Origin of the sequence: Colwellia sp. MT41 (assembly GCF_001444365.1) — a bacterium.
GTDB classification, from domain to species: Bacteria; Pseudomonadota; Gammaproteobacteria; order Enterobacterales; family Alteromonadaceae; genus Colwellia; species Colwellia marinimaniae.
Genome location: NZ_CP013145.1, coordinates 3970381 through 3995746 on the forward strand (window position 1 = coordinate 3970381; position 25366 = coordinate 3995746).

Here is a 25366-nt window from a genome sequence, read left to right on the forward strand (position 1 = left end):
TCAACTAGGACATGTTTAGCTACTACCTTGATCCAGAAAACACCCACAATATCAGCAAAATATTAGTACACGATATGAGCAAAATGCCTTGGGACAGTGATAGCATTGATGATAGATATTTTATGGATGCTAAAACCGCTTGGTTTGTCACTGGCTCGAAAAACCGGCGCCATGGGGGAAACCCTAGCTAGTTTTAGTTTACAAAGTGATGCGCAAGCTTTTGCCAAAGAGTTTGGCGGTAAGGTGCTTAGCTTTAAAGATATTGTTCAAGACGCGCTTTGGTAAATCGTCGATGATTTTACTTGCTAAGTCAATTCACCTTAGATCAGCAAGTTTACCTATTATTCCATGGCTCTGTAGCTAATTCAGGGGTTAGCTGTAATCGTCATCTTCGAGGTTTCTGATCGAAGATCCACTGCCACTTAGACACTGGATCCAGGAGAATATGCTCCTGCATTCTCTAATAAGGTACTTCCTGTACCGTCTGCATTGTCTTCTAAGTACCATCCATGGCACGTCCGATTAAAATACCACGGGCATGACGAACCTGATCCATATACATAGGCACGTATTATTGTTACTACTTGTCATGAAAAATTATAACTTCTCTACGCGATAACCTTTCGCTTTCAATAACGCCAAGACACTTTTATCACCAATTAAATGCGCCACACCAACTAATACGAACTCTTTATCACTGCTTCTGCCATTGCCAGCAAACATACGTTCAATGTGTTGCAGCCAATTTTTATTCCTATCGGTAAGCAAGGTTTTAATGGTTTTAGCATCATCTAACATCGGCTCAATAGCCAATTTGTTAAGTTGCGCTTCGTCTCCTGCTCGCCACGCTTTAAGTAAAGCTAAAAACAGTGATTTAAAGTCTTTCATCTGCTCAAGGTTTGATTTTATAAAACGATCTTCATCACCTATGCCCATGTTAGCAATCATATTCACTTGAAAGTCTGCACTTTCCAAATACGCTATGGATTTTTTATCCGCTTTCGCTTGTTTACTGTAAAAAATATCAACCCCTTCTCCTGATAACTGTGCTTTTTGCGCTTCTAATAACGCCAGCATAGTGATCAAAAAACCCGGTTTAAAGTGTTCAAACATAGCTAAATCAGCGCCTAAGGCAGAAATGTGTTGGCTGAGCTTTTGTTGTGTTTTCGCTGAGATAAAATCGCGGATAGTCTTGCCATTACCATAAGCCATCTGTTGCATCATCTTCATCTGAAAATCGATATCACTAACATCGGGTAATTTCGTTTCTAACACTATGCTATCGCTTTGTTTATACGCTTTATCAAACTCTACCGGTAATGGGAATTCTGATGGTGGTAAAATATGCACAGTGCCGCCAATGAAAATATGATCATTGCCTTTGCTAATTTTCCACACGGATGACTCTGCTAAAGCGGTCAACGAGACCAGGCTCATTGTGGTAAATAATGTGGCAATGAACAAATGTTTACTTAGGGTTTTAATCATGTGTATATCCTTATTATTTACAGGAGAAAATTCTTGCTCGGTGTTATAACGGATCAGGGCTAAGTCTACCAACACCCTAGGGTGTTTACCCCCATATTAAAGGCAATTTCATTTAATACTGTGCCCGTTAAGCGCTAAGTAATTTACCGTGAGTTAAAGGTTTATCTGTTCAAACCTTAGCCCAGTTGTTAGTCTAAGGCTTTACTACTTACTGTGTTATGACTCTGTGTTGAAAAATTTTCTTACCACTATAGTGTCACCGATAAAGCTAATATTCATCTGTCTATTAGTTGTCAGTGTCTCTGGCTGTAGCTCAATTAAAAATCCGGTGATTTATTATAATAACTTCGATTTTTCACAGGTTAAAACTTACAGTTTTTACCGCAGTGGCTCGGCCTTTTTTGATAGTCAAAATTTACCACATGCACAACGTGGTAGCATTGAGCTTGCTATTGAAAAAAACCTAGACGCACAAGATTTTCACTATAGCGATCTCGACAGTGCCGACATCATTGTCACCTATCACCTAGTTAAAAAACAGCCCAAAGATTACTTAAACTATAACAAAGCAGTACTATTTTGTGCCCCTTGTCTTAGGGCCAATGCTTGGCAGAAAAACAATATTGATTGGCATGTCTATCAAGGTGGTTTAATTATTGATTTAGTGGATCCTAAAAGAAAACGCTCCGTATGGCGTAGTATTTATCCATTAAAATTCAAAGTAAAAGATAATAGTCAAGAGCTCAATAAAAAAGTGATGGCCGCTGTTAATAACATGCTAATGCACTACCCAAGAAAATAAAAATCCGTCGGAACAATATTTTTTTACGGTGAGCTCTATTCAAGGCGATTTTACCGCTTTATAATACTCGCCCCTAATAGCATAACTATATTATTTTTATATGAACTTTCCAGATGATGAAACAGGCCAAGTATTAGCCGAAATGCAGCAAGCAGGTATCGACTTGAGTCAATCACATGAGGTGGTATTCTTTCATTTGTTCGAACAAGAAGGCCAAGCACAAGCCATGGCAGATCATATAAAAGAACACCTACCGACAGTAAAGTGTCACGTACACCCTGATGAAAGCCCTAATGTTTGGGATGTAGATTGCACCGTGGTTATGACGCCAACACATCAAGCGATTGTTGCACAAGAAGAAATTCTTGAAAAAATTGCCACCAATTTGTCTGGTTATAACGATGGCTGGGGGATTGAAGCCTAGTTTAGCGCTTCTGCATTCTATTCATGTTTAGCTTTTATTTAAAAAAATACACCATGTATGTCGCCATAGCGGCCCAGTCTGTTGCCTTGTCTTTGTGTAAACGCCATGGCCTAATATTCAACCGATTACGTCGAATTTTTACCACGCTCATTGTACGCAGTGTTGGTGCCCGTGTTAGCCTCATCGGCACTATAGATGCGGATACTGATATTTTAATTGTTAATCATCAAAGCATGTTAGACATCTTCGCCCTTGAAGAAGTCGTGGGCAATGATACACGTTTTATTGGCCGCACCGGTATTATGGACAAATGGCCAGTGTCGCGCATTGTCGATCGGGTTGGCCACATCACCGTTGATCAAAAAGACCGCCGTGCCATTATTAAACTGTTAAAAGACGTAAAAATTTGCCAAGGTAAAAAAATAATCATCTTTCCCGAAGGGACTCGCTCTCAATCAGGTAAAATTGAGCCCTTTGAAGCGGGAGCAAAATTACTGGTTGAAAAGCTTAAGCTTAAAGCGCAGCCCGTTGTTATTAAAAATATTTTAGATGTCTATAACGAGTCCAATAAAACGGCGACTTCAGGCACCATTAAAATAGAAGCGTTACCAGCAATTACCATTACTGAAAATTGGTACGAGCACACTCACCAAGCAATGAATAAAGCTTTTAGCCAGTTAACATAATGGCTTAATTAACTACTCATTATTTTGTTGTGCTCCTATGTCTAGTTGCTAGTAACACTAAGAAATAGTTACTTTTTTTCTTTATCATGGGTTTTTTTCGGCTTTTCATTTTTCGGCTTTTCAATAATATGAAAAGCCGGTAAAGAAACATGCCAATAAATAGCCGCTAAACGAAGAATAAGTGCCGCGGTTATAGAAGTAATAATAGCATTGCTATCAGACCAATTAAGCCAATGTAAAAAGACAAATAAGCCACCGCCTAAAATCGCCGCTAACGCATAAATTTCTTCTCGTAAAATCATCGGAATGACGTTACATAAAACATCGCGAATCATACCACCCGCGACGCCAGTTATAGTTCCTAAGACGATAGCAACAGGAATCGGCGCACCCAAAACTAGCGCCTTTTGTGTACCAAGCACGGCAAATAAGGCTAAACCCAAGGCATCAGCAATTAATAAAAAACGCTTAGGAATTCGTTTCGGTTGTCTGATAAATACTATGGTCAGTATGGCTGTCGCTAAAATCACATAGAGATAGAAAGGCTTAACTACCCAAAATACCGGTGTTTGCAAAATAACATCACGAATAGTACCGCCACCTACCGCAGTGACTGAAGCCAGCACTACTACACCAAAAGGGTCGAGTTGGTATCGTCCAGCCATAAGGGCACCGGAAAGGGCAAAAACGATGATGCCAAAGATATCTAAATAATATAAAAGTTCACTCATGAAAACACCAAATTAACTAAAGAGTTGATCAGTATCTAATTACTGGTAATTAATTGCCAGCCTAGCGCTAACAAAACCAGCAAAAACAAGCTGCTATAGTAAGAAAAATTAACTTTTCTGTTCGCTTTAATAAGGTCTTGTGGCTCGGGCTGCTTGGCAAGATCATTAAAGGTGATTTTTCTTAATTTTTCTTCTTGATACATGGCCACGCCGCCCAACTTTACCACCAGTACATAAGCATGTACGGCAATAATAAAGTTATTATTAAGTTGAAAAAAATGGCCGCGTGTTAATCGCCAAGACAATAAAGTACCTTGCCCTAAGGAAGTCAGTAATATCAATAACGCCATCAAGCGACTAGGTAGCCATTGGATTAGCTGAATAAATAGCTGAGGATAAAAACCAAAATGCTTAAATTTCACTAACTTAGTATTCCAACAGTAATGCATTTCTAGCATTAACCGATAGCTGAAGGCGGCTAACGGGCCACAAGTAACAAAGACCAAGCTAACCACATAAACTTGCTGCAGACTACGTAACAGCTGCATTTCAATGGCGGATTTACTCAAGCCCACTGGCGAAAGCGGCGCTGTGGTTCTTAATAGCCAAGGCTGAAGTATTTGCTTAGCTAAGTAGTTCTGTCTAGCAACCAAAGCTTGGGCTATGGTTTTATTTATTGACCCTAGGTTAAGACTGCCTAGGGCAAAATAAAGTAGTAAACCTTGCCACAGATAATCTACCGCGACAAAGTCAGCGAATAGCCATAAAATAAATGCTATTGGTACCAAGGTGAGCAATAATGCTAACAAACCAGCGATAGTTTGCTGCTGAGTACTATGGTGACTGTTATTGACTTTATTACCTAGCTGTAAGCAATAAAATTGAAATATGCGTAATGGTTCATGGGCGACAAAATGACTTACCGTAAATTTTATCACCAGCACCACCATAAGGATTAACACATGATAGCTAAACGGCATTAACTCGCTAAATACTGTCATTGATTATCCTTTTAAATCACTCAGTCATGATTCGGTAGTTATTCGCCAATACCCGCTAAGGGCTTAAGCAGGGCCTAGTGTTTTACCTTTAAGCTGCTCCAGCATATTCAACACTAACTGCGAGGAATTTACTGCCGCGGTTGCTAAATATTCATCAAAGGTATGAGGAGATTCTTTACCGGCAATATCAGAAAGTGAACGGATAATAACAAAAGGAGTTTTAAGCTGTAAACACGCTTGCGCGATAGCAGCACCTTCCATTTCAACCGCAGCCATAGTGGGGAAATTAGCCCGAGCTTTAGCGACATCTTCTTCTTTGGTCATAAAGGTATCACCTGTGGTGATCAAACCGGTGACCGCCTTAATATTCTGTTCCGCTGTTTTGCTTAATTGCTCAATACCTTGTTGGGCTGCTGCCACCAAGTCCCTATGGGGCATAAATGCCGCTGGATTGCCCGGTAATTGCCCAATTTCATAGCCAAATGCGGTTATGTCCACATCGTGATAACGAACTTCAGAACTGACGACAATATCGCCCACTTTTAAGCTCGCATCAAAGCCACCAGCAGAGCCGGTATTCACCACGTAATCTACTTGAAAACGGTCAATCAATATTAGCGTTGCTAACGCTGCCGCCACCTTGCCGATACCCGATTGCACAATAACCACATCACTGCCCGCTAACTGACCTTGATAAAAGGTATAGCCTGCATGTTCAGTGGTTTTAGCATCGGTTAATTTTGCTTTTAAAATAGCAACTTCTGGCTCCATTGCGCCAATAATTCCTGCTTTCATGGTAATTCCTAATTCTGTTTAATAAAATAAATGATAATTGCTTACTCTAACCCGGCATAAGTAATTCATACGCTATTTTTCACTGCGCTTATGTGAGCAACATACGGTGCTATGATTAGCTGTACTCTTGTAGACCGTAGAAAATAAGGTTATCGATAAATTGGATGTTGTGTACAGCAATAATCTGTTCACTGCTCTGTGCAAGTAATAACTGCGTTAAAGCCAGACCATCACCACCGGTTAAGATAATGCGATCAATGTCAGCTAATTGTTGAGCTTGTACAATCGCTTGGGTAATCATACCCAAGGTTGCTGCCCAACAAGCATTATTAACATTATCACTAGTATTGCTGCCAAATGCTAAGCTTGGTAGTGTTTTATTTTCAGCATGAACTAAGGTGCTATGAGTTAAAATACTGTTAAATAATGCCTTGATACCCGCTAATATCCAACCACCTTGGTGTTGACCATTACTTGCCAGTAAATCGACGGTAGTGGCCGTACCCGCATCTATGATTAGCACATTTTCTTTAGGATAAAGGTGTATTGTGCCTAATAGCGCCAGCCAACGGTCAATACCCAGAGTTGCTGGCTGTTGATAAGCCGACAGCAAAGCATTTTTTTGTTGTTCACTATGCACTTGTTTAAAGCTGATTTTTTGCTCGGTACACCAGTGAGCAAGCTCAGTGGTTAATGCAGACTTAGCCACATTAGCGACTACTACTTGGCTGGCATGGCTAAAGTGCTTAACAAAGTAAACAACGCTAAAGTCTTGATTATTAAGCTGCACGCTAGCGGATAATTTTCCTGCGCTAAGCTGAGCATATTTCGTTCGGCTATTGCCGATATCAATTAATATTATCATTCATCAATCCTAAGGCTCACTTCACCGCCGTATACCGGTTTCACTTGGCCATTAACTTCCAATAATAAAGCACCTTGATTATTCACACCTCGACATATTCCGTGGGTGATCCGTGCTCCGGTAATCAATTTGACCCGCTTATTTAGAAAAGCATCAAGCGCATGCCATTCATCTAACATCGGCGCTAGACCTGTTTGCTGATAGTGGTACAAGCGCTGTCGTAAACAACTAATGAGTTGCGCACTGAGGGCGTTTCGATCAATTTTCACTTTACTGTGTGTTTGTAGATCTGTCCATTTTTGGGTAATTAATTTTCCCGCTGATGAGGGCATATGAAGATTTAAACCAATACCTATAACACTATGGCTAGGCTCTAACGCTTGCCCTTCAAGATCAATTAAAATGCCCGCCAGTTTTACCCCATCAAGGTAAATATCATTGGGCCACTTCAGCTGAACTTGCACATTGCTATGGGCTTTTATCGCATCACTTACCGCTAATGCCGTCACTAAACTTAGCCCCATAGCCGCTGATAAACCTTGCTCTAAGTACCAGTACATAGACAAGTATATTTGCGAGCCAAAAGGTGAAATCCACTGTCTACCTCGGCGTCCTCGGCCAGCACTTTGATATTCAGCTAAGCAAACCTGTCCTGGGGATAATTGATTCGGTAAGCGTCGCATTAAGTAGTCATTGGTAGAATCAATTAAGCTATGCACTTCAACCAGTGGCAAGTCGATTGCTTTGTCAGCCTGCTTACTCGCCTCATTGGTCAATAGACTGATTATTTTTTCTTTATCAAGCAAATAAAGCGGCTGCGCCAGTTTATAACCTTTACCCGTGACACTGTATATATCTAGGCCTATATCGATTAACACTTTAATATGTTTAGCGATAGCGGTACGGCTAATGCCGAGCTGTTCACCCAATAATTGCCCGGAAACAAATTGTCCCGCAGCCAATGATTTTATTAAATGCTCTTTTACCGTTTTAGTCATTGCTACTTCCGTTAGTAGTATTGCCGTTAGTAATATTTCCAGCTGTGCTATTACCGTTAGTGTTATCCCTTATAGGGTTAATATCACTCAGCGATGAAAATGACCTTTCGCCTTGCTCGGTGATCATGCGTACTTCGGGGATTAGCGTTACCGAGAACTGCTGCGCTACTTTTCGTTGGATATATTTCGCTAAGCTAACAATATCACCGCCAACGTCACTGCCATAATTAACTAGCACAAGGGCTTGCTGCCGATGAACACCAACATGGTGATGGCGAAAACCTTTTAATCCCGCTTGCTCAATTAACCAAGCCGCGGCCAGCTTTATCTGGTCATTTGGCTGTGGATAATGTGGCATACTTGGATATTGCTGTTGCAGCTGAGCAAAGTCTGCAGCACTGACAATGGGATTTTTGAAAAAACTGCCCGCATTAGCTAATTCTTTTGGATCGGGTAACTTACTACTGCGCAAAGCGATAACTTGTGCCATTACCTGCTTAGCCGTGCTATCCGTAGCTAAAGCATCTAAGCCCGCATAGCTAAGATTTGCTTGCCACGCTTTCGGGAGTTTAAGCGTTACCTGAGTAATTAAGCCTTGGTTATAGCGCTCTTGCTTAAAAATACTATCGCGATAGGCAAAACGACATTCTTGCTTAGTAAGTACATGCATGGTTTTACTGGCAAACTCATACCATTGTACTTCTTGACAATAATCTGCCAATTCTACCCCATAAGCGCCAATATTTTGTACGGGTGCCGCACCAACGCTACCAGGGATCAAGGCTAAATTCTCTAAGCCATAAATACCTTGTTCGAGGCAAAAACACACTAAATGATGCCAGTTTTCTGCTGCGCCGATCCTAACAACAAAATGATCATCTTGTTCAATGATATCGATACCGGTGAATTTCGGCTGAATAATAATTGGCGCTTGTGGTTCAACAAATAAGGTATTAGTGCCTTCGCCAAGAATATAGCAGTGCTTTGCCGTTAACTCAGGCAATTGCTGTAATTCAGCAAAGCTACTGGGAAAATAAATTTGTGGACAACTCGCCTTAATATTAAAGCTGTTACTGCTTTGTAGGGCGTAATTTAACTTTGAGTGCATAGCCAGATGAATGAAAAATGAAAGAATCATTATTGTACTGAAAAATCAGCTGAATACCAGTTTCATTATGTTGGTGGTCTTATTGTGCTTAAGAAAAATAAATCAAAGTAATACCATTTTCATTAAGTTTGTGATCTTGTTGTGCTTAGGGAAAATATTGCAGGACAAGGCGCTCGATTGAGCAATAGTTGGCTATTAGCATTGAGAGCAACACCACCTGAAGTGTTTTAACTAACACAAGGGTGAACTGGCTAGCAGCAACCTAGCTGCAATTAGCTATGTTGCTGCAACAAACATCCTTGTGCTGCATTATTCATTTTATCGATGATCACAATTCAAGGAAAATTTACTTTTAATAGCCATTAAATACGCACTAATATTTCACTGAGGGCTAAGCGAGATTTGGGTAATTTTGCATTAAAATCTTCCTCCGGGTGATGATAACCAATGGCTAAGGCGACATCACACTGATAGCCATCGAGCTCTTCGCTAAACTCTTTATTAACCAACTCAATATCAATGCCCTCCATTGGCGTAGAATCAATTTTTAGCCGCGCCAGCACATGCAAGGTATTACCTAAAGCAAGGTAAGTTTGTGCTTTAGTCCAAGTACTAGTATCGCCATTTTCAGCGGTATTAAGCTCGGCAAACAGATAAACACCAAATGCTGATGCTCTATTTTCTAACGAGATACGTTTATCTTCAATACCTTTATCCACTACCTTGGCATAATCGTCACGGGTATATTTAGGATTATGAGCAAAAAGAATCACCTGTGAACTATCAAAAACATGTTTCTTATTATACTCATGCATAGTGACAAAGGTTTTGCTCATGCGTGTTTTTGCTGCATCGCTTTCTAAGACAATAAACTTCCACGGTTGTGAATTAATAGATGATGCCGAAAGGCGCATGGCTTCAAATAAAATATCCAGATCTGCTGCTGGAACTTTCCTGCTAGCATCGTATTTTTTTACCGTATGACGGCTAGTTAGATCTTCGATAATGGGGTGAGTCATAGTGATTCCATGTAATAAGTAATATATAGCCATGTTACCTCAAAATGCTGGATTCAGCTGGAATTAAAACGTCTTAAGCAGTATCACGGCGCTAAACATCAGCTAATAGCTCAGCCATCATTGTAGTAGGAAAATCCATGCCTGGTGCTAAACCGCAAGCTGCAACTGCGCCGCCATATTGAATACTGGCACAAACGTTAGTCAGAGTATGACTGCCCAAATGCTTTTAAACGACACCAAAGCCATTGAGTAGCACCTTGTCAGCCCGACATCACAGTCAACAATTTATCGTGACCACTATCGGGGTAACAGCGCAGTTTCTTGTTCAAGGTGGCCAACAAAACACCAGCTAGTCAAATAAACCAAATCGGTAGTCAATTTGGCTAAAATGTTAAACTATCTTTGTCTTTGTCATTTTATCTAAGACGACTAAAAATATATTTAGTATAAATATCAGTCGATTAACATATTTTAAATCTTTGGCACAGCCCTTGTAATACTAAACTCAAGCAAGACGATGTTTAACCATAACATCAAAAAAAATAGCAGTACTTTATAGCCAACAGATACTAAGACAAGAAGGAATTTATTATGAGCACATTTAACATGACTAAAAATACTAGCAGCAAAATTAAAGATATAAGCCTTGCGTTAGTTTTTATCGGATCTTTAATGGGTGTCACGCTAAGCACTAGTGTTAATGCAGCACCAGCCAGCAGTATTGAAAATGCCGTAAGCGACTTTATTGTTGCTCAAGGAGAGAAAATGATTGCTGAGCTGAATATACAATTACAGCAATCCATTGAGAAAGAGATTAAAACATTTTCTGCCAATTTCTCAATTAATAATGCCGACACTTGGCTAACAGCAGATCAAAAAGTAAAACAAGCCACATCAGCAGTTAATGAAAAAATAAAAACTGTTAACAAAGTAAATAGCCAGTAATTAAATGAATATCAAACTAGATGGCTAGTTTGATATCAAAACTAAATACCAAACTAAGTTTCAAAATAAGCAGGAGAAAAAATATGGGATTATTCAGCCGTTTTACCGACATTGTTAATGCAAATTTAAATAGCATGTTAGACAAAGCCGAACATCCAGAAAAAATGATTCGTTTAATCATTGGCGAAATGGAAGAAACATTAGTTGAAGTACGCTCAACTGCAGCCAAAAATATTGCGGAACAAAAAACCTTAGCAAGAAAAGTAACGTCGGCGCAAGAAGGTGTCGCCCACTGGCATAACAAAGCAGAAATAGCCTTAAGTAAAGGGCGCGATGACTTAGCCAAATCAGCACTGGCTCAAAAACATAAGTGCCAAGCTGAATTGACGCAACTAGATAGTGAAAATACGCCATTAACTGACTTATTAACCGCCATTCAAGCAGACGCTCAGCGCTTGCAAGATAAGCTCAATGAAGCTAAACGTCGTCAAGAAGCGTTATTACTGCGCCAAGAATCAGCGGAAGTGAGATTAAAAGTACGTGAAAAAGCCGTTATTCACAATATTGATGAAGCAATGGCTAAATTTGAACGTTACCAACAAAAAATTGACCGTCTTGAAGCGGAAGTTGAATCGTATGATTTAACCGAAAATAAAGACTTATCTACGCAAATAGCTGATTTAGAGCAAGACGATCACGTTGAAGCTGAATTAGCGAAAATGAAAAAAAAGGTCGTTAACGGTTAACGTATTAGCGAGAGCCTAAGCCTAAAACATTAATCTACAGTCCCTCGTTTAGTCGAGGGCTCCATATTGTATAAGTAATATCGTGAACGAAGGAGTTCCCATGAGATACGACAGAGAATATTCAAGTATAAAAAGTGTTCGTCAAACATTATGTAAAGACATATTAAATAAAAAGTTGACTGGTGTCTGTGCCGGTATTGCCAAACATTATGACTACCCACGTTTAGTGGTGCGAATTGCGGTGATTGCCGCGTTAATTATGTTGCCCGTAGTCACTGGTGTCGCCTATGTCGTAGCGAGTATATTGTTACCTAACAGCAAATATTATTAACGGCTGTTGATCTTTCCTCTTTATAAAGTGAGCAAACCATGAGCTTTTTTAAAGCCTTAATTTTAGCCATTGTGGCAACTATTTTCTTAACCTATGTTTTTGGCATTGGCATGTTAGAGCTGATGAACGTGCATGTGATGATGGATGGTGAAGTTATTGAGCCATTAAAAGCCATAGGGGTTTCAGCGTTAGTGGTTGTGCTCATAGTTGTCATTGCGCTAGCGATTGTCTTGAGTGTTTTTGGTAGTCTAATTTTTATTTTCTTAGTGTTATGCGCTAGCATTGCTATGGTGACTATCGGGGTATTTTGGCCAATATTATTAATGGCTGTCGTTATCTGGTTATTTAGTGGTAATAAAGACACTAAGCGATATGCTTAGTGTCTCTTGGCACATTAGCGCAGCTTATTTAAAAAACTGAGCCAGAATGTTTTTACATTCATCGGTATTCACTAAGCGAACAAACTCTTGGCTTTCATCGCTGATGACTTGGCTTAACGCTAATTTATTACCTTGACGAATTAAGCGTCGGCTGGTCATTACCGACTCAACTGGCAACTTGGCAATCGCTTGGGCAATTTCTGCAGTAAGAGCAATAAGTTCATTGGGCTGACAAACTTGGTTGGCAATACCATAACTTAAGGCTTGCTCGGCGTTAAAACTTTGACCCAGCACCATTAATTCAAAGGCTTTATTTTGACCGACTTTTTGCGTTAATAACAAACTAGAGCCAGCTTCGGGACATAAACCGAGTTGGGTAAAGGGCAGTTTAAATTTACTGTTATTGGCAACAATGACCATGTCACAATGTAATAACAGCGTTGTGCCAATACCGACGGCGACGCCAGCAACGCCAGCAACGAGCGGTTTGGTAAATTCTGACAGTACTTTCACAAATTTAAGGGCGGCTAAGTCATCATCAGCTGAACACTGTAAAAAGTCATGCAAGTCATTGCCAGCACAAAAGCAGTTGTCATTGCCTTGAATGACTAAGCAATGAATGTTTGGCGTTTGCTCAGCATAAGAAAAGTGCTGGCAAAGTTGCTGATACATAGCATTAGTTAAGGCATTTTTTTTATCAATTCGATTCAAAGTGATGGTAAAAACACCTTGTTTTTCTGTCGTTAAAATCAAGTTACTCATTTGTCACCAGTTTAGTTATGTGGGCTTACCAATACGGTTGGTATATACCCGTGACCATTCAAGATGCATGTTTCAGAGTACACTTTGATTGGTAACGGGTATAAGTTATAGTCAAACCTTAATATTTGTTAGCAGGGATGTATAGTTACAATGATCAATATTCACTATGGAAAACTCTTTATCTATTTCGCATTATTGCTCAGCATTAGCAATAATGTTTATGCAACAAGCGCAATCACTGTTACCGATGGTTATATTAGAGCCAGTATACCAGGCAGTGACGTTACCGCGGCTTATATGACGATAAACAATAGCGCTAATAAAGCGATAACATTACAAAAAATCACTAGCGAACTTTCTGCTCGCATTGAAATTCACCAACACAGTATGGCTAACGGCATGATGACGATGCGGCAAGTTGAGCAGGTTATCATTAATGCCAAAAGTGAAGTAGTGCTGCAACCGTCAGGTTTACACCTGATGATTTTTTCATTAAAGCAACAAGTTACTGAAAAAGATGTTATCTCATTAACATTACACTTCACTAATGCAACGAAAGTTAATATTCAATTACCTGTTTCTAAATATAAATAGTACAATGCTAACAATTTCATCCTTGGAGTGGCTATGAAAACAATGTTCTCTATAAAAATTATTGCCTGGGCTTTTACTAGCCTATTTTTCCTTCTTTATGGCCTTGGTGTGTATTGGAGTATTGAACCAGAGTCCATTAATCTTCACGCCGAAGTAACAAAAGCTGCCAAAGCTGAAAATGTTGCTCCGGTAATAGGTTACACCACCACCACAGCGTTAATAAAAGTCAGTGAAACATTACTATATAAGCCGGGTGGTTATTTATCAAATGACATCCTGCCGCCATCAGTGTTTTTAGATAATATGCCCGCTTGGGAATTTGGTGTCTTGGAAATGGTGCGTGATATGGCCTTAGTCATGCGTAAAGATTTTAGCCGCTCACAATCACAATCTTTAGTGAATAAACATTTAAAAGAGGCGCAACCACGCTTTAATATCGATAGCAGAAATTGGGCCATGCCCAGCGCTGAATCCGAATATGGCAAAGCAATCGAACACCTTTATGCCTACCGCAGTGCACTCGTAAGCACTAATGGCAAGGATAAAGCACAATTTTATGCTCGAGCTGATAACTTACGTGCTTATCTTGACGAAGTGCAAAAACGTTTAGGTAGTTACTCACAACGCTTAAGCCAAAGTGTTGCTCGTGAACAGGTAAACACTGACTTAGCCGGCGATAATCGCGCTGAACAATCAAGCCAAGGCGATGCTTATGTACAGCTACAAACGAGTTGGTGGCTAATAGATGATGTTTTCTATGAAGCTAGAGGAGCAACCTGGGCATTGCTACAGCTACTGAGAGCCATTGAAATAGATTTTAATAGCATTTTAGAGAACAAAAATGCAAAAATCAGCTTACAACAAATTATTCGTGAGTTAGAAGCGAGCCAAGAATCATTATGGAGCCCAATGATTTTAAACGGTAGTGGCTTTGGTCTGCTGGCCAACCACTCATTAGTTATGGCTAATTATATTTCTCGCGCGAATGCGGCACTAATTGATTTGAATGAACTTTTAACCAAAGGATAACAACATGAAAAAAACTTTATTGGCTGCCAGCGTAGCAGTATTAATGTGTGGAACTGCCCAAGCCGATACCTTATTAGGTTTGTATATCGGTGGTCACATGTGGGCTAACGAAACCAGCGGTAGCTTTGGTGAAGGTTCTGATAATCAAACCGTTTTTGATTTCGATGATAAAAAGCAAGGTAGCTTCTACGTTGCTTTTGAGCACCCAATTCCATTAATTCCTAATATTAAAATAGCCTCAACCACGCTAGATACTGTTGGTGGTACGCAATTAACAAGTAGCTTTACTTTCGACCAAGTATCCTATGCTGCTGGCTCTACGCTAGATACCACCCTTGATGCCAGCTTTGTTGACTACACCCTTTATTATGAAGTATTTGATAATGATTTATTATCCTTTGATTTCGGTATAACCGCACGTGATCTTGATGCCAACATTCAAGTTGCAGATCAGGTAACTCAACTGCAAAGTGATTTAGATGTTTCCGGTATTATTCCAATGTTTTATCTATCAACTATTATCGGTTTACCTTTTACTGGCTTAAACATATTTGCTGAAGCCAATTTTTTAAGCTTCGACGACCAAACGGTTTATGATGCTCAAATTGGCGTTAGTTACTCGATTCTAGATAACCTAGCGGTAGATTTTGACGTGACTTTAGGTTATCGCACCATGAAAATGGAATTAAATGATTTAGATGGCTTTTACAGTGATTTAACTTATGACGGTTTCTTTGCCGGTGCCATTGTGCATTTCTAAGGTATCGCTCACTTATAAGGCTATAGCCCTTGCTAAGACATAAGCAATACAAGTAAAAATATAATCAGGCCGTAGATATGCTAAATATCCACGGCTTTTTATTATCTGGCTCTCAATAATTTTATCTACCGACAACTAAAGTAAATATAATACATTAGGTTAGGGTCTACAGCTAAACGGCTATTTCATCGTATTACCTGTCAATTTTTTTTACAGCTAGTTACACCTCCTTATTTACATAATTAATAAATCCTTTAAAAACAGTGCACTATAAAATTGGAATGGTTTTTGCTACTACGGGTGGAGATATAATCATTTGAAGGACTTTTCATGAAATTTAGCGTGCTATTAACTTTTATCCTCTCCCTATTAATTTCTATAAACGCAAATGCCACTTTACTAACACTTGCCGATGTTGGCGCTGTAGATCGTTTTATTGCGAGCGCGACGTTAGAGAAAAGTAGTAATGATACTGAATTAACTTGGGTACGTGATATTTTAGGCCATGATAATATTTTCTTAAATGATGGTGATAAATACGATTCAGTAGAAAGTGATTGGTCGTTAATTGAAGGTGATATTTATGCAACCGAGCTAAAAATAGACCCGGGCTACTTTTTATTAAAGTTTGGTGGTGGCGTAAAATCAGGAGCTACACATTTTTTATATGAAAATGTTGGCAACCTATCATTTGCCGTTATTGATTTTGCTGATACTGGCTTAATCAGTATTACAAAAATACATATGGGCAAAATTAGCCATGTCGATGAATTTAGCGCTACGCCAAATACACCTCAAGGCACTCCTCCTGCACCTATCCCTGAGCCGATGACCATTTCTTTATTCGCGCTAGCTTTATTAGGTTTAGCTCGACGTAAAAAATAATGAGTAGCCTTGCTATTCAAACAATAAAAAGCCGTGACTATGATGAATAGCCACGGCTTTTTATTGCCCATGTTAAATGGTAACTATACTGAGGTGAGATAATAACTAGCGTTAACGATTAAGGTGGGAAAATCGTCCATAACGCTGGTGTAAAATAGCCACCCGCTCGACATAAACTTGCGTTTCTTTATAAGGTGGAATACCACCATAACGTTTAACGGCCCCCTCTCCGGCATTATAAGCCGCCGATGCAAGTTCATTATTACCCTTATATTTCCTTAATAAGCGCGCCAAATGCTTCACGCCGCCGTTAATATTTTGCTGAGCACTTAAGGCGTTTTTTACCCCTAACTCTCTGGCGGTTGCTGGCATCAACTGCATTAACCCCTGCGCCCCCTGCTTAGAAATGGCCTGTGGGTTAAAATGAGACTCAGCATGAATAACAGCTCTGACAAAGGCGGCATCAATACCATACTTTAATGCTGCTTGATTAATATCTTGCTTATAAGGCTGTAAATAAAGTTTAGCTTGGCGCCAATCAATTAATGAGTCGACTTGACAAGCATAACAATCGACGCGATAACGACTAAAATCGACACCTATGGGTTCAATATCAGAAAATGACGTTACCCCAGCAGAGGATTTATAGGTGTAAATATTGGCTAATTTATTCTCTGCGGCAAAAATATCGCCAGTAATCACTAGCAGCAGCAAGCAGACACTGTCAGTGAATATTCTTTGCCAGCGGTTATTTAAGAGTACTTTCATTCTGCTTCTATTGTCCTGTATTTAATAACAACCAAAAACGTGCCAAAACCCATATTCCATTTTGGAATAAAAAATCGCTATCTATTCCTTTTGTTCTGACTTCAATGTCTCTATTCTTCCCTCATCAATTGTCATGGGTAAAATAGTTATGTTGCCAGAGCAACGCTTATTAAAGCAAAACACATCAAATTCAGCAAATAAAAGTAGTGCCTTAGATGCTAATCAACTGGCTTCACTACAACAAAGCGTTGCTGATTACTCATCACTACAACTTGCGTGGGCAAGCGGTTATTTAGCAGCGAAAAGCGAGCAAGGTCAAAATGCCCAGCTGGCACCAGTTGCTGCAGCAGTAGCAGTAGCGGCCAAAACCTTAACTATTTTATACGCCTCGCAAACAGGTAATGCTAAAGGTGTTGCTGGTCAACTAGAAAAAAGTGCTAAAGCGGCCGGTATAAATGTCGTCCTGAAAAATATAGCCGACTATAAAGCTAAATCAATTAAAAACGAAACGCATCTATTAATTGTCGCCAGTACTAATGGTGAAGGCGAGCCACCTGATGATGCCATTGAATTTCATGAGTTCTTATTAGGTAAAAAAGCGCCTAAGTTACCAAACCTAAGCTACAGTGTTTTAGCCTTAGGTGACAGCAGCTATGAATTTTTCTGTAAAACAGGTCAAGATTTTGATGAGCGCTTACAAGCACTCGGTGCCAAACAGGTTAGCCCACGTGTAGATTGTGATGTTGATTACGATAGTGACAGTGAAAGCTGGACCTTAAACATTGTTGAAACCTTAAAAGAAGAGCTTACCCAAACAGATGCCCCTTTAGCAACCGTCAGTAATATTGGTGATTTACCAACGGCTGGTGCAGCTAGCGTGTATACCAAACAAAAACCATTGGCCGCTGAATTTTCCTTAAGTCAAAAAATTACTGGTCGTGACTCAGCTAAAGATGTCCGCCACATTGAAATTGATTTAGGTGAGTCAGGTTTAACTTACCAAGTAGGTGACGCTTTAGGTGTTTGGTTTGAAAATGATGAACAGTTGGTCGCCAAGTTACTTACCGAGCTTAACTTTTCGGGTGAAGAAAAAATCAGCCTAAAGGTTGCCGGTGAAGTAGAGCAGTTTACTTTAAAAGCAGCGCTGATCAGCCAATTAGAAATTACTCAAACAGCACCATCATTTATTGAGTTTTGGGCTAACGCTTCCAAAAACACTGAATTAGTTGCCGTTGCTAGTGATAAAAATACCGCCCGTGAATTTGCCGGTGTTCATCAAATCATTGATGTTGTTAGCTTGGCAAAGGCAGATATCGACGCACAAACATTTGTTGATGCCTTACGTAAAATCACTCCACGTTTATATTCAATCGCTTCAGCACAAGCAGAAGTTGAAGAAGAAGTGCATTTAACCGTTGGTATCGTCAGTTATGAAGCCAATGGCGATACTCGCACCGGTGGTGCTTCAGGCTTCCTAGCAGAGCGTTTAGCCGAAGGTCAAAAAGTACGCATTTTTGTCGAACATAACGATAACTTTCGCTTACCTCAAGCAGACGATACCCCCGTTATTATGATTGGCCCAGGCACAGGTGTTGCGCCATTTAGAGCCTTTATGCAAGAACGTGAAGCGCGTGATGCTAGTGGCGATAACTGGATGTTCTTTGGTGATCAAACCTTCACGCAAGACTTCTTATATCAAACGGAATGGCAAAACTATTTAAAATCAGGTTTGTTAACCCGTATGGACCTAGCATTTTCCCGTGATCAAGCCGAGAAGATCTATGTACAAGACCGATTAAAAGAGCAAGCCGCTGACGTGTTTGCCTGGTTAGAGCGTGGCGCACACCTATATATTTGTGGTGATGGCAACCGCATGGCAAAAGATGTGCACCAAACCTTGGTAGAAATCATTGCCGAGCACGGCAAGTTAAGTACAGAGCAAGCAGAAGATTATTTAAAATCACTTAGATCTAATAAGCGTTACCAGAAGGATGTTTACTAATGAGCAGCAATTTCACCAAAGTAGAAAACCCTGTATTAATTGTTGAAGGTAAACAAGCCGATAACGAACGCATGAAAGCAGAAAGTGACTACCTTCGTGGTACCATTAAAGAAGATCTAGCCGATAGAATGACCGGTGGCTTCACTGGCGATAACTCGCAGTTAATTCGTACTCACGGCATGTATCAACAAGATGATCGTGATATTCGTGCTGAACGTCAAAAGCAGAAGTTAGAGCCATTACATAATGTGATGCTTAGGGCGCGTTTACCCGGTGGCATTATTAACCCAATACAATGGTTGGCTATTGATAAATTTGCCGATGACTATACCTCGTACGGTAGTATTCGTTTAACCACTCGGCAAACCTTTCAGTTTCATGGGGTTTTAAAGCCAAACATTAAATTAATGCATCAAACCCTACACAGTATTGGCCTTGATTCAATTGCTACCGCGGGTGATGTTAACCGTAACGTGCTTTGTACTTCCAACCCTGTTGAGTCTGAATTACATCAAGAAGCGTATGAATGGGCTACTAAACTCAGTGAACATTTATTACCAAAAACGCGTGCTTACGCAGAAATTTGGTTAGATGAAGTACGTGTTGAAACAACAGAGGGTGAAGTCGTAGAGCCAATTTTAGGCAGTAACTATTTACCACGTAAGTTTAAAACTACCGTGGTTATTCCACCGAATAACGATATCGACGTGCATGCCAATGACTTAAACTTTGTTGCCATCAGTAAAGACGGTAAATTAATCGGCTTTAACGTACTGGTTGGCGGTGGTTTAGCCATGACCCATGGTGATAATTCAACTTACCCTCGTTGTGCCGATGACTTTGGTTTTATCCCGAAAGAGCACACCTTAGCGATTGCTGAAGCGGTTGTTACTACGCAACGTGATTGGGGTAATCGTGTTAACCGTAAAAATGCTAAAACTAAATACACCTTAGACCGAGTGGGTGTTGATACCTTCAAAGCCGAAGTAGAACGTCGTGCTGGTATTAACTTTAGCGATTCTCGTCCATACAAGTTCACCACCCGTGGTGATAGTTTTGGTTGGGTTGCCGGTATTGATGGTAAATATCATTTAACCTTATTCATTGAAAATGGCCGTATTCTTGATTTTGATAGTAAAACATTAAAAACCGGTATGCGTGAAATAGCCAAAATTCATCAAGGTGACTTCCGCTTAACCGCAAACCAAAACTTAATTGTTGCCGGTGTTGCCGAAGCAGATAAAGCCGCTATTGAGCAACTTGCTCGCGAGCATGGCTTAATTAATGACAGTCTTTCTAATCAACGTAAGAACTCAATGGCTTGTGTTTCTTTCCCAACTTGCCCATTAGCCATGGCTGAAGCCGAGCGTTACTTACCCGGTTTAGTCGATGATGTTGAAGCCATCCTGACGAAAAATGGCTTAAAAGACGAAAGTATTATCTTGCGTGTTACTGGCTGCCCTAATGGCTGTGGTCGAGCCATGCTGGCTGAAATTGGCTTAATTGGTAAAGGTCCGGGTAAATACAATATGTATTTAGGCAGTGATGTAGCCGGCTCTCGTGTACCAAAATTATATAAAGAAAATCTTGATGAAGCAGCCGTGCTGAGCGAAATAGATGCATTAACTGCACGTTGGTCAGCCGAGCGTAATGACGGTGAAGCCTTTGGTGACTTTGTTATCCGTGCGGGCATTGTTGAACAAGTGATTGTCAGCTTTAGGGACTTCCACCATGCCTAATGCAAGCGCAAGTATTGCTGAAGGGGTTATTAATAGCTCCATAACCGCACCATTCCCCAGCCCTTCAATAGCGGATTGGAATCAATCTCTTGAAAAAGAATCGCCTATTGCCCGGGTAGAATGGGCAATGGACAACTTACCGGGTGAATTTGTCTTATCGTCTAGCTTTGGTATTCAATCGGCAGTAATGCTGCACTTGCTTACCCAAGTAGATAGTAATATTCCGGTATTAATTACTGATACAGGTCATTTATTTCCTGAAACTTACCGTTTTATTGAACAATTAACAGAGCGCTTAAAGTTGAACTTACACGTTTATCAAGCGAAAGAAAGTACTGCTTGGCAACAAGCAAAGTATGGTGAAGAATGGGCCATAAGTGATGATACGCTGAAAACCTATAACCGCCGCAATAAAGTTGAACCCCTTGAGCGTGGCTTAACCGATCTTAAAGCAAACACTTGGTTTTCCGGCATACGACGTCAACAGTCGGCGCATCGACAAGGTTTATCGGTAGTCAGTACACTGCGTGGTCGTTATAAAGTACACCCAATTATTGATTGGACGAATAAAGACGTACATGAGTATCTAACCAAGCATAATTTACCTTACCACCCACTTTGGGATGAAGGTTATGTCTCGGTTGGTGATGTGCATAGTACTAAACCGTTAACGTTAGGTATGAGTGAAGAAGATACTCGTTTTGGCGCTGGCCAACGTGAATGTGGTTTGCATACAGATGGTGATGGTATTTAATTTTTGTTCAAATATAGTAAATAACTAGATCGTCATAAAAAGCTAAATGAGTCACTCTTTTAGCTTTTTTTGTGTCCTGTATTTCTCCTTATTAACAGCTTGGTGCTTTGTTTTCTGCTTGGCGTCGCGGTGGCGACCACACCCAAGGGGCGACGTACCGCCGCGCCTCCCCTTGGAACCCCTGCGACGCCCTACTCAGTGAAAACATAAATATCAATTTTGAGTTTACAGTCAATACCTGCCGCTAAGCTCATGGTACAAGCCGTCCATGAACAACGGCAGCCCTCGACGACAGGACAATATGCTCCTGCATTGTCTAATAAGTTACATCCATGTAACGTATGTCTCAGGTCGAGGTCTACCTTTGCTAGTTGATGATTGCATTGCTGAGATGGGATTTAGAGTGTTTGGGTCAGCTAGGTTAATTAACCACTGTCATCCTCGTAGTGACTTGATCGAGGATCTCAGTTTAACTGCTCAAGATTCCCGACAAGACAACTCGGGAATGACGGTGGACTTCCCTGCTTATCAACAAGCACCAAGTCTGCTTCTTCAAACGCCAGAGTGAAGTACAATATTCACGTATTGCCATCATGGATGATGGCAAAAGCAATGTGGCACATGACGGTACAGGATGTACCTTATTAGACAATGCAGGAGCATATTGTCCTGATGTGCCTTCATTGCTGTTACATCGATAACACTTGAGTGAATTGAAGAATACATTTGTTAGCAGCTCCGAGGGATTCCAAAGGGAGAAGAAAGAGTGGAGGCAGTCTCACTCTTTCTTCTGGGTGCTGTCGCCACCGCGACAAATCATTTTAATCTACTCTGGTCTACTTATTTAACGATCACTTTTACCACTTTGCGGTCTTAATTTGTTGCTCAAGATCAGCCTATCTAATGACCACTTTGATACGAAACCGGACGTTAGCCTTGGCTTATCTAACGACAAGTGATCCGACAAAGCAGACCTGCATCAGATAATGAAATCATCAAAAATTTCATCCTGAAACTTGGGGGATTAATATTCAGGTTTAATTGAAAACACTGAAAGCGGACATTCGACTAACCTGTATTAGGGGCAACTTAGTGCCTTAGATTTTATGGCAACTTGGTGCGCACAGAAGTCATTAAGCCTCCACGAATATGAAGGTCAACTTTCCGATCATAAAGCTGACAGATTATTGATACTTCTATGGCGCTATGGGGTACAAAAAAAGATAGATTTGAGGGCAGCCTTTTTAAGTAATTATTAAACCTGACTAGTTTTTACTTTAAAACGAGCATATACACCAATTGAACACCTTAAATGAAATTAACTAAACTTTGCTTTAAATTCATCTCTATACCGCCGTGATAAATTTATAGTATTTCCTGATTTTAAGGTTACCTCATAATCACCACTTGGCAGAGATGTAATTGACTCTACTACACTCAGGTTTACCCCATAAGAGCGATGAATACGGCAAAAACCTTGTTCTGAAATTAGGTCAATAAAGTTACCTAGTGTTGAACGAGTAGGATAAATTCGATCTTTAATATGCAAATTCACGTAATTGCCACTCGATTCCAGCCACTCAATATCTTTTATCTTGATAATGAATTCTTTGCCTAGTTTTTTAACTAACAGACGTTCTAACTTCGGAGGTTTTAAACTACCTCCCTCCCCATCGAGAAGTGGTTGCGCTTCACCTATCAAACGACTAGTGACAAACCTAAAGCTGTAAAGGGTGATAATAACAAATATGTATGTCCATGCATCTTTGCGATATTCGTAAAATAATTCAATCGGTAGCTCACCAAACTCATAATGTAAATTTTGACTGATATAAGCTATTTTTCGAAATATCACCATTAAAAACGTATGCAGCAAAGAAAATATAATAGAGCCAATAATATGCCAGATAATGTTTTTCTTAACAAATTGCCAAGTTAGCGGTACTGCCTTTAACAGTAAAATAATCAGTGGAATCAATAAAATCACACTTAGTGCGCTAGAGTATTCCCAAACAAAAGGTTGCCATAGCGGAAAGGGGATTTTTTGTCCGTATCGACTCGCTTCCATCAAAATTGAAGTCGCATTAATGGTATTATTGATGAATAGATAACAGGCAATAAAGAGCAGTTCATATAACTGCGGATGCTTTTCAAACCTAGATGATAATGTCATTAATTATATTCTTATTGTAAAGGATATTTCTAATCCCTGTATACCACCGTTTATCCCTATACACCAGCGGTTAAGACTTTAGGTGTATTATCTTGGCTTAGAAAAAGTTAGTTTACCAATATTGAAATATCCAATGGTAAAGACTATGGCTACGAATAAATGTAATACAATCGATTCAAGGTTAACTGAATTAGACTGGTTAAGAGTTACCTTGATTTTTGCAGTCTTTCTTCATCATGTGTTTATGCCTTTTAATGGTGATGGTTGGCATATCATGAATAATGAATCAAGCAAGATACTTGATGACATTATGGTTTATTTTGAGCAATTTAGATTGCCAATTTTATTTTTTATTTCAGGGGTTGGCTCTGTAATCTTGTTATCAAAAATAACAGTGAAAAAATTTGTCTTAGACAAATTTTTGAGGCTTTTTATTCCTCTTTTGGCTGGTTCGTTATTAGTAATTCCTCCACAGATTTATATTGAAAATATTGCAGAGCTTCAATCATACTGGCAAGAGTATCCTCAACTTGCATTAAAGTTCGAAACTAATCATCTTTGGTTTATTGAATACCTTCTCGTTTTTTTCTTGCTTGCCATCCCCTTAAATAAATTTTTTAGCTCTTCGTTAGGCGTAGCTATTCTTAACTCAGTGCAAAAATTATCAAAGTACAAAATTGGTTTATATTTACTGGTTATATTACTGATAGTGATAAAAGTGTGTTTTTCATTAATGTTTTCAAGTGATAACAACAGTGTTTATTTATTCTTTTTTATCGCAGGTATGGTCTTTATTCAAAACAAAGGTATTTGGCAAGCAGTATGTGAACAACGATTTTATAATTTAATGTTATTATTTTTTAGCACCATATTTTTTTATTCGGCTTATTATTCACCTGATCTTAGTGAATACTTATCATTAGATATACGTTGGTCTATTTGGTGGATAGTATGTTGCTTAGTCGCTTGGTCTGCACTTTTAACTATTTTAGGTTATGCGCAGTTTTATTTAACAAAAACACCTAAATGGCTTCGTCTTAGTAATGAGTTGATTTATCCATTTTATATCTTTCATCAAACTGTAATTGTAGTAATAGGGTATTATGTTATTACTTGGCAAGCACCAATATTGATGAAAATAATTTCACTTTTCGTTTTGTCATTTTCAATCACAAGTGTAATTTGTTGGTTTATTATTAAACCATCTAATACTCTTAGGTTTTTATTTGGCTTAAAGCCTATAAAGCCTATAAAGCCTGTTAAATCAATGTATTATCACGACACCTAAGGCGGGCCACACAAGATTCGATACGTGGTTAAATGGATATGACGCGCTTTGACGATGCGATTTCACAAAGTAGACATTAGTAATAAAAATCCAACAAATTTCTATTTACTAAGCCAGTTTGATTAACCTTTCAATTATTTATGTCCGCTTATGCATCGAGAACGTACCTAAATGTGAGTGGTTTCAGCTAAAAGATTTAGTCCGTTTTTTTGGTAATAGTGACGGTTAGCACTATCTCATTAGCGTCTTAGATTTAATACTCTACTTTATGTAGACCTTAGATGATTCTAATG

26 protein-coding genes and 1 pseudogene are annotated in these 25366 nt (G+C 39.5%); 16 read left to right on the forward strand and 11 right to left on the reverse strand.

Features of this window, described 5'->3' with window-relative positions; all coding sequences use genetic code 11:
* Positions 1 to 11 precede the first annotated feature (11 nt).
* A pseudogene (locus tag CMT41_RS18810) lies at positions 12 to 285 on the forward strand (nitrous oxide reductase accessory protein NosL).
* 312 nt (positions 286 to 597) lie between these two features.
* On the opposite strand, the gene CMT41_RS16800 reads toward CMT41_RS18810, so the two are convergent.
* Entirely contained in the window at positions 598 to 1488 is an 891-nt protein-coding gene (locus CMT41_RS16800) for a TraB/GumN family protein (protein ID WP_058027909.1), read from the reverse strand.
* Positions 1489 to 1714: 226 nt separating this feature from the next.
* Between CMT41_RS16800 and CMT41_RS16805 the strand changes: the two genes are divergently transcribed.
* The 3 genes from CMT41_RS16805 (at position 1715) to CMT41_RS16815 (ending at position 3400) form a co-directional block, all read left to right on the forward strand.
* Positions 1715 to 2290, forward strand: a complete 576-nt coding sequence (locus CMT41_RS16805; RefSeq protein ID WP_057182921.1) for a DUF4136 domain-containing protein — start codon at positions 1715 to 1717, stop codon at positions 2288 to 2290.
* 100 nt (positions 2291 to 2390) lie between these two features.
* Positions 2391 to 2714: a ribonuclease E inhibitor RraB gene (locus tag CMT41_RS16810; RefSeq protein ID WP_058027910.1), complete on the forward strand. Its 324-nt coding sequence runs from the start codon at positions 2391 to 2393 to the stop codon at positions 2712 to 2714.
* Between the two features lie 23 nt (positions 2715 to 2737).
* Entirely contained in the window at positions 2738 to 3400 is a 663-nt protein-coding gene (locus CMT41_RS16815) for a lysophospholipid acyltransferase family protein (RefSeq protein ID WP_057182925.1), read from the forward strand.
* Between the two features lie 68 nt (positions 3401 to 3468).
* On the opposite strand, the gene CMT41_RS16820 is transcribed toward CMT41_RS16815, so the two are convergent.
* The 7 genes from CMT41_RS16820 to CMT41_RS16850 all read right to left on the reverse strand — a co-directional run bounded on the left by CMT41_RS16820 (position 3469) and on the right by CMT41_RS16850 (position 9917).
* Entirely contained in the window at positions 3469 to 4131 is a 663-nt protein-coding gene (locus tag CMT41_RS16820; RefSeq protein WP_058027911.1) for a trimeric intracellular cation channel family protein, read from the reverse strand.
* Between the two features lie 35 nt (positions 4132 to 4166).
* Positions 4167 to 5132, reverse strand: coding sequence for a cobalamin biosynthesis protein CobD/CbiB (locus CMT41_RS16825; RefSeq protein ID WP_057182929.1), 966 nt, complete (start codon positions 5130 to 5132; stop codon positions 4167 to 4169).
* Positions 5133 to 5195: 63 nt separating this feature from the next.
* Complete coding sequence (gene mtnN, locus CMT41_RS16830; RefSeq protein ID WP_058027912.1) at positions 5196 to 5927, reverse strand: 5'-methylthioadenosine/S-adenosylhomocysteine nucleosidase; 732 nt, start codon at positions 5925 to 5927, stop codon at positions 5196 to 5198.
* Between the two features lie 115 nt (positions 5928 to 6042).
* The gene (locus CMT41_RS16835; protein ID WP_058027913.1) at positions 6043 to 6792 is read right to left on the reverse strand and encodes a pantothenate kinase; all 750 of its coding nucleotides are present in this window, start codon (positions 6790 to 6792) and stop codon (positions 6043 to 6045) included.
* Entirely contained in the window at positions 6789 to 7790 is a 1002-nt protein-coding gene (gene birA, locus CMT41_RS16840) for a bifunctional biotin--[acetyl-CoA-carboxylase] ligase/biotin operon repressor BirA (protein WP_058027914.1), read from the reverse strand. The genes CMT41_RS16835 and birA overlap by 4 nt, the downstream gene beginning before the upstream one ends.
* The gene (gene murB / locus CMT41_RS16845) at positions 7783 to 8898 is read right to left on the reverse strand and encodes a UDP-N-acetylmuramate dehydrogenase (RefSeq protein WP_058028269.1); all 1116 of its coding nucleotides are present in this window, start codon (positions 8896 to 8898) and stop codon (positions 7783 to 7785) included. The genes birA and murB overlap by 8 nt, the downstream gene beginning before the upstream one ends.
* 362 nt (positions 8899 to 9260) lie before the next feature.
* A complete protein-coding gene (locus CMT41_RS16850; RefSeq protein WP_058027915.1) occupies positions 9261 to 9917 on the reverse strand; it encodes a nitroreductase family protein in 657 nt (218 codons plus the stop codon).
* A 591-nt stretch (positions 9918 to 10508) separates the two neighbouring features.
* On the opposite strand from CMT41_RS16850, the gene CMT41_RS16855 reads away from it, so the two are divergent.
* From CMT41_RS16855 to CMT41_RS16870, 4 genes are all read left to right on the forward strand, one after another.
* Positions 10509 to 10862, forward strand: coding sequence for a hypothetical protein (locus CMT41_RS16855; protein WP_058027916.1), 354 nt, complete (start codon positions 10509 to 10511; stop codon positions 10860 to 10862).
* A gap of 83 nt (positions 10863 to 10945) precedes the next feature.
* Positions 10946 to 11608, forward strand: a complete 663-nt coding sequence (gene pspA / locus CMT41_RS16860; RefSeq protein WP_058027917.1) for a phage shock protein PspA — start codon at positions 10946 to 10948, stop codon at positions 11606 to 11608.
* 100 nt (positions 11609 to 11708) lie between these two features.
* On the forward strand, positions 11709 to 11939 hold the full coding sequence (locus tag CMT41_RS16865) for a PspC domain-containing protein (protein ID WP_057182943.1): 231 nt from the start codon (positions 11709 to 11711) through the stop codon (positions 11937 to 11939).
* 38 nt (positions 11940 to 11977) lie between these two features.
* The gene (locus CMT41_RS16870) at positions 11978 to 12319 is read left to right on the forward strand and encodes a hypothetical protein (RefSeq protein WP_058027918.1); all 342 of its coding nucleotides are present in this window, start codon (positions 11978 to 11980) and stop codon (positions 12317 to 12319) included.
* Positions 12320 to 12343: 24 nt separating this feature from the next.
* Here the strand turns inward: CMT41_RS16870 and CMT41_RS16875 are convergent, their stop codons facing one another.
* Positions 12344 to 13081, reverse strand: coding sequence for an enoyl-CoA hydratase-related protein (locus CMT41_RS16875; protein WP_058027919.1), 738 nt, complete (start codon positions 13079 to 13081; stop codon positions 12344 to 12346).
* Positions 13082 to 13231: 150 nt separating this feature from the next.
* Here CMT41_RS16875 and CMT41_RS16880 point away from each other — a divergent pair, with 150 nt between their 5' ends.
* The 4 genes from CMT41_RS16880 (at position 13232) to CMT41_RS16895 (ending at position 16349) form a co-directional block, all read left to right on the forward strand.
* Entirely contained in the window at positions 13232 to 13675 is a 444-nt protein-coding gene (locus tag CMT41_RS16880; protein ID WP_058027920.1) for a copper chaperone PCu(A)C, read from the forward strand.
* Between the two features lie 33 nt (positions 13676 to 13708).
* Positions 13709 to 14704 (forward strand): DUF2333 family protein, encoded by a 996-nt coding sequence (locus tag CMT41_RS16885; protein WP_057182950.1) that lies wholly within the window; start codon positions 13709 to 13711, stop codon positions 14702 to 14704.
* A 4-nt stretch (positions 14705 to 14708) separates the two neighbouring features.
* Entirely contained in the window at positions 14709 to 15464 is a 756-nt protein-coding gene (locus CMT41_RS16890) for a TIGR04219 family outer membrane beta-barrel protein (RefSeq protein WP_058027921.1), read from the forward strand.
* A 330-nt stretch (positions 15465 to 15794) separates the two neighbouring features.
* Positions 15795 to 16349: a PEP-CTERM sorting domain-containing protein gene (locus CMT41_RS16895; RefSeq protein WP_058027922.1), complete on the forward strand. Its 555-nt coding sequence runs from the start codon at positions 15795 to 15797 to the stop codon at positions 16347 to 16349.
* Between the two features lie 111 nt (positions 16350 to 16460).
* On the opposite strand, the gene CMT41_RS16900 is transcribed toward CMT41_RS16895, so the two are convergent.
* Positions 16461 to 17117, reverse strand: a complete 657-nt coding sequence (locus CMT41_RS16900) for a lytic transglycosylase domain-containing protein (RefSeq protein WP_058027923.1) — start codon at positions 17115 to 17117, stop codon at positions 16461 to 16463.
* A gap of 148 nt (positions 17118 to 17265) precedes the next feature.
* Between CMT41_RS16900 and CMT41_RS16905 the strand changes: the two genes are divergently transcribed.
* The 3 genes from CMT41_RS16905 to CMT41_RS16915 are packed head-to-tail and all read left to right on the forward strand — an operon-like array spanning position 17266 to position 21612.
* Positions 17266 to 19119: an assimilatory sulfite reductase (NADPH) flavoprotein subunit gene (locus CMT41_RS16905; protein ID WP_197410303.1), complete on the forward strand. Its 1854-nt coding sequence runs from the start codon at positions 17266 to 17268 to the stop codon at positions 19117 to 19119.
* The gene (gene cysI / locus CMT41_RS16910) at positions 19119 to 20858 is read left to right on the forward strand and encodes an assimilatory sulfite reductase (NADPH) hemoprotein subunit (protein ID WP_058027924.1); all 1740 of its coding nucleotides are present in this window, start codon (positions 19119 to 19121) and stop codon (positions 20856 to 20858) included. The genes CMT41_RS16905 and cysI overlap by 1 nt, the downstream gene beginning before the upstream one ends.
* Complete coding sequence (locus CMT41_RS16915) at positions 20851 to 21612, forward strand: phosphoadenylyl-sulfate reductase (protein WP_057182961.1); 762 nt, start codon at positions 20851 to 20853, stop codon at positions 21610 to 21612. The genes cysI and CMT41_RS16915 overlap by 8 nt, the downstream gene beginning before the upstream one ends.
* Before the next feature lie 1318 nt (positions 21613 to 22930).
* On the opposite strand, the gene CMT41_RS16925 is transcribed toward CMT41_RS16915, so the two are convergent.
* Positions 22931 to 23785 carry a LytR/AlgR family response regulator transcription factor gene (locus CMT41_RS16925; RefSeq protein ID WP_058027926.1) on the reverse strand — a complete coding sequence of 285 codons (855 nt, stop codon included), beginning with the start codon at positions 23783 to 23785 and terminating at the stop codon, positions 22931 to 22933.
* 145 nt (positions 23786 to 23930) lie between these two features.
* Here CMT41_RS16925 and CMT41_RS16930 point away from each other — a divergent pair, with 145 nt between their 5' ends.
* A complete protein-coding gene (locus tag CMT41_RS16930) occupies positions 23931 to 25073 on the forward strand; it encodes an acyltransferase family protein (protein ID WP_058027927.1) in 1143 nt (380 codons plus the stop codon).
* Positions 25074 to 25366: the final 293 nt, after the last annotated feature.

Coding starts and splice junctions, on each gene's coding strand:
- CMT41_RS16800 (WP_058027909.1), bottom strand. CDS start 1,488: ATGATTAAAACCCTAAGTAAACATTTGTTCATTGCCACATTATTTACC.
- CMT41_RS16810 (WP_058027910.1), top strand. CDS start 2,391: ATGAACTTTCCAGATGATGAAACAGGCCAAGTATTAGCCGAAATGCAG.
- CMT41_RS16815 (WP_057182925.1), top strand. CDS start 2,738: ATGTTTAGCTTTTATTTAAAAAAATACACCATGTATGTCGCCATAGCG.
- CMT41_RS16820 (WP_058027911.1), bottom strand. CDS start 4,131: ATGAGTGAACTTTTATATTATTTAGATATCTTTGGCATCATCGTTTTT.
- CMT41_RS16825 (WP_057182929.1), bottom strand. CDS start 5,132: ATGACAGTATTTAGCGAGTTAATGCCGTTTAGCTATCATGTGTTAATC.
- mtnN (WP_058027912.1), bottom strand. CDS start 5,927: ATGAAAGCAGGAATTATTGGCGCAATGGAGCCAGAAGTTGCTATTTTA.
- CMT41_RS16835 (WP_058027913.1), bottom strand. CDS start 6,792: ATGATAATATTAATTGATATCGGCAATAGCCGAACGAAATATGCTCAG.
- birA (WP_058027914.1), bottom strand. CDS start 7,790: ATGACTAAAACGGTAAAAGAGCATTTAATAAAATCATTGGCTGCGGGA.
- murB (WP_058028269.1), bottom strand. CDS start 8,898: ATGCACTCAAAGTTAAATTACGCCCTACAAAGCAGTAACAGCTTTAAT.
- CMT41_RS16850 (WP_058027915.1), bottom strand. CDS start 9,917: ATGACTCACCCCATTATCGAAGATCTAACTAGCCGTCATACGGTAAAA.
- CMT41_RS16855 (WP_058027916.1), top strand. CDS start 10,509: ATGAGCACATTTAACATGACTAAAAATACTAGCAGCAAAATTAAAGAT.
- pspA (WP_058027917.1), top strand. CDS start 10,946: ATGGGATTATTCAGCCGTTTTACCGACATTGTTAATGCAAATTTAAAT.
- CMT41_RS16865 (WP_057182943.1), top strand. CDS start 11,709: ATGAGATACGACAGAGAATATTCAAGTATAAAAAGTGTTCGTCAAACA.
- CMT41_RS16870 (WP_058027918.1), top strand. CDS start 11,978: ATGAGCTTTTTTAAAGCCTTAATTTTAGCCATTGTGGCAACTATTTTC.
- CMT41_RS16875 (WP_058027919.1), bottom strand. CDS start 13,081: ATGAGTAACTTGATTTTAACGACAGAAAAACAAGGTGTTTTTACCATC.
- CMT41_RS16880 (WP_058027920.1), top strand. CDS start 13,232: ATGATCAATATTCACTATGGAAAACTCTTTATCTATTTCGCATTATTG.
- CMT41_RS16885 (WP_057182950.1), top strand. CDS start 13,709: ATGAAAACAATGTTCTCTATAAAAATTATTGCCTGGGCTTTTACTAGC.
- CMT41_RS16890 (WP_058027921.1), top strand. CDS start 14,709: ATGAAAAAAACTTTATTGGCTGCCAGCGTAGCAGTATTAATGTGTGGA.
- CMT41_RS16895 (WP_058027922.1), top strand. CDS start 15,795: ATGAAATTTAGCGTGCTATTAACTTTTATCCTCTCCCTATTAATTTCT.
- CMT41_RS16900 (WP_058027923.1), bottom strand. CDS start 17,117: ATGAAAGTACTCTTAAATAACCGCTGGCAAAGAATATTCACTGACAGT.
- CMT41_RS16905 (WP_197410303.1), top strand. CDS start 17,266: ATGTTGCCAGAGCAACGCTTATTAAAGCAAAACACATCAAATTCAGCA.
- cysI (WP_058027924.1), top strand. CDS start 19,119: ATGAGCAGCAATTTCACCAAAGTAGAAAACCCTGTATTAATTGTTGAA.
- CMT41_RS16915 (WP_057182961.1), top strand. CDS start 20,851: ATGCCTAATGCAAGCGCAAGTATTGCTGAAGGGGTTATTAATAGCTCC.
- CMT41_RS16925 (WP_058027926.1), bottom strand. CDS start 23,785: ATGACATTATCATCTAGGTTTGAAAAGCATCCGCAGTTATATGAACTG.
- CMT41_RS16930 (WP_058027927.1), top strand. CDS start 23,931: ATGGCTACGAATAAATGTAATACAATCGATTCAAGGTTAACTGAATTA.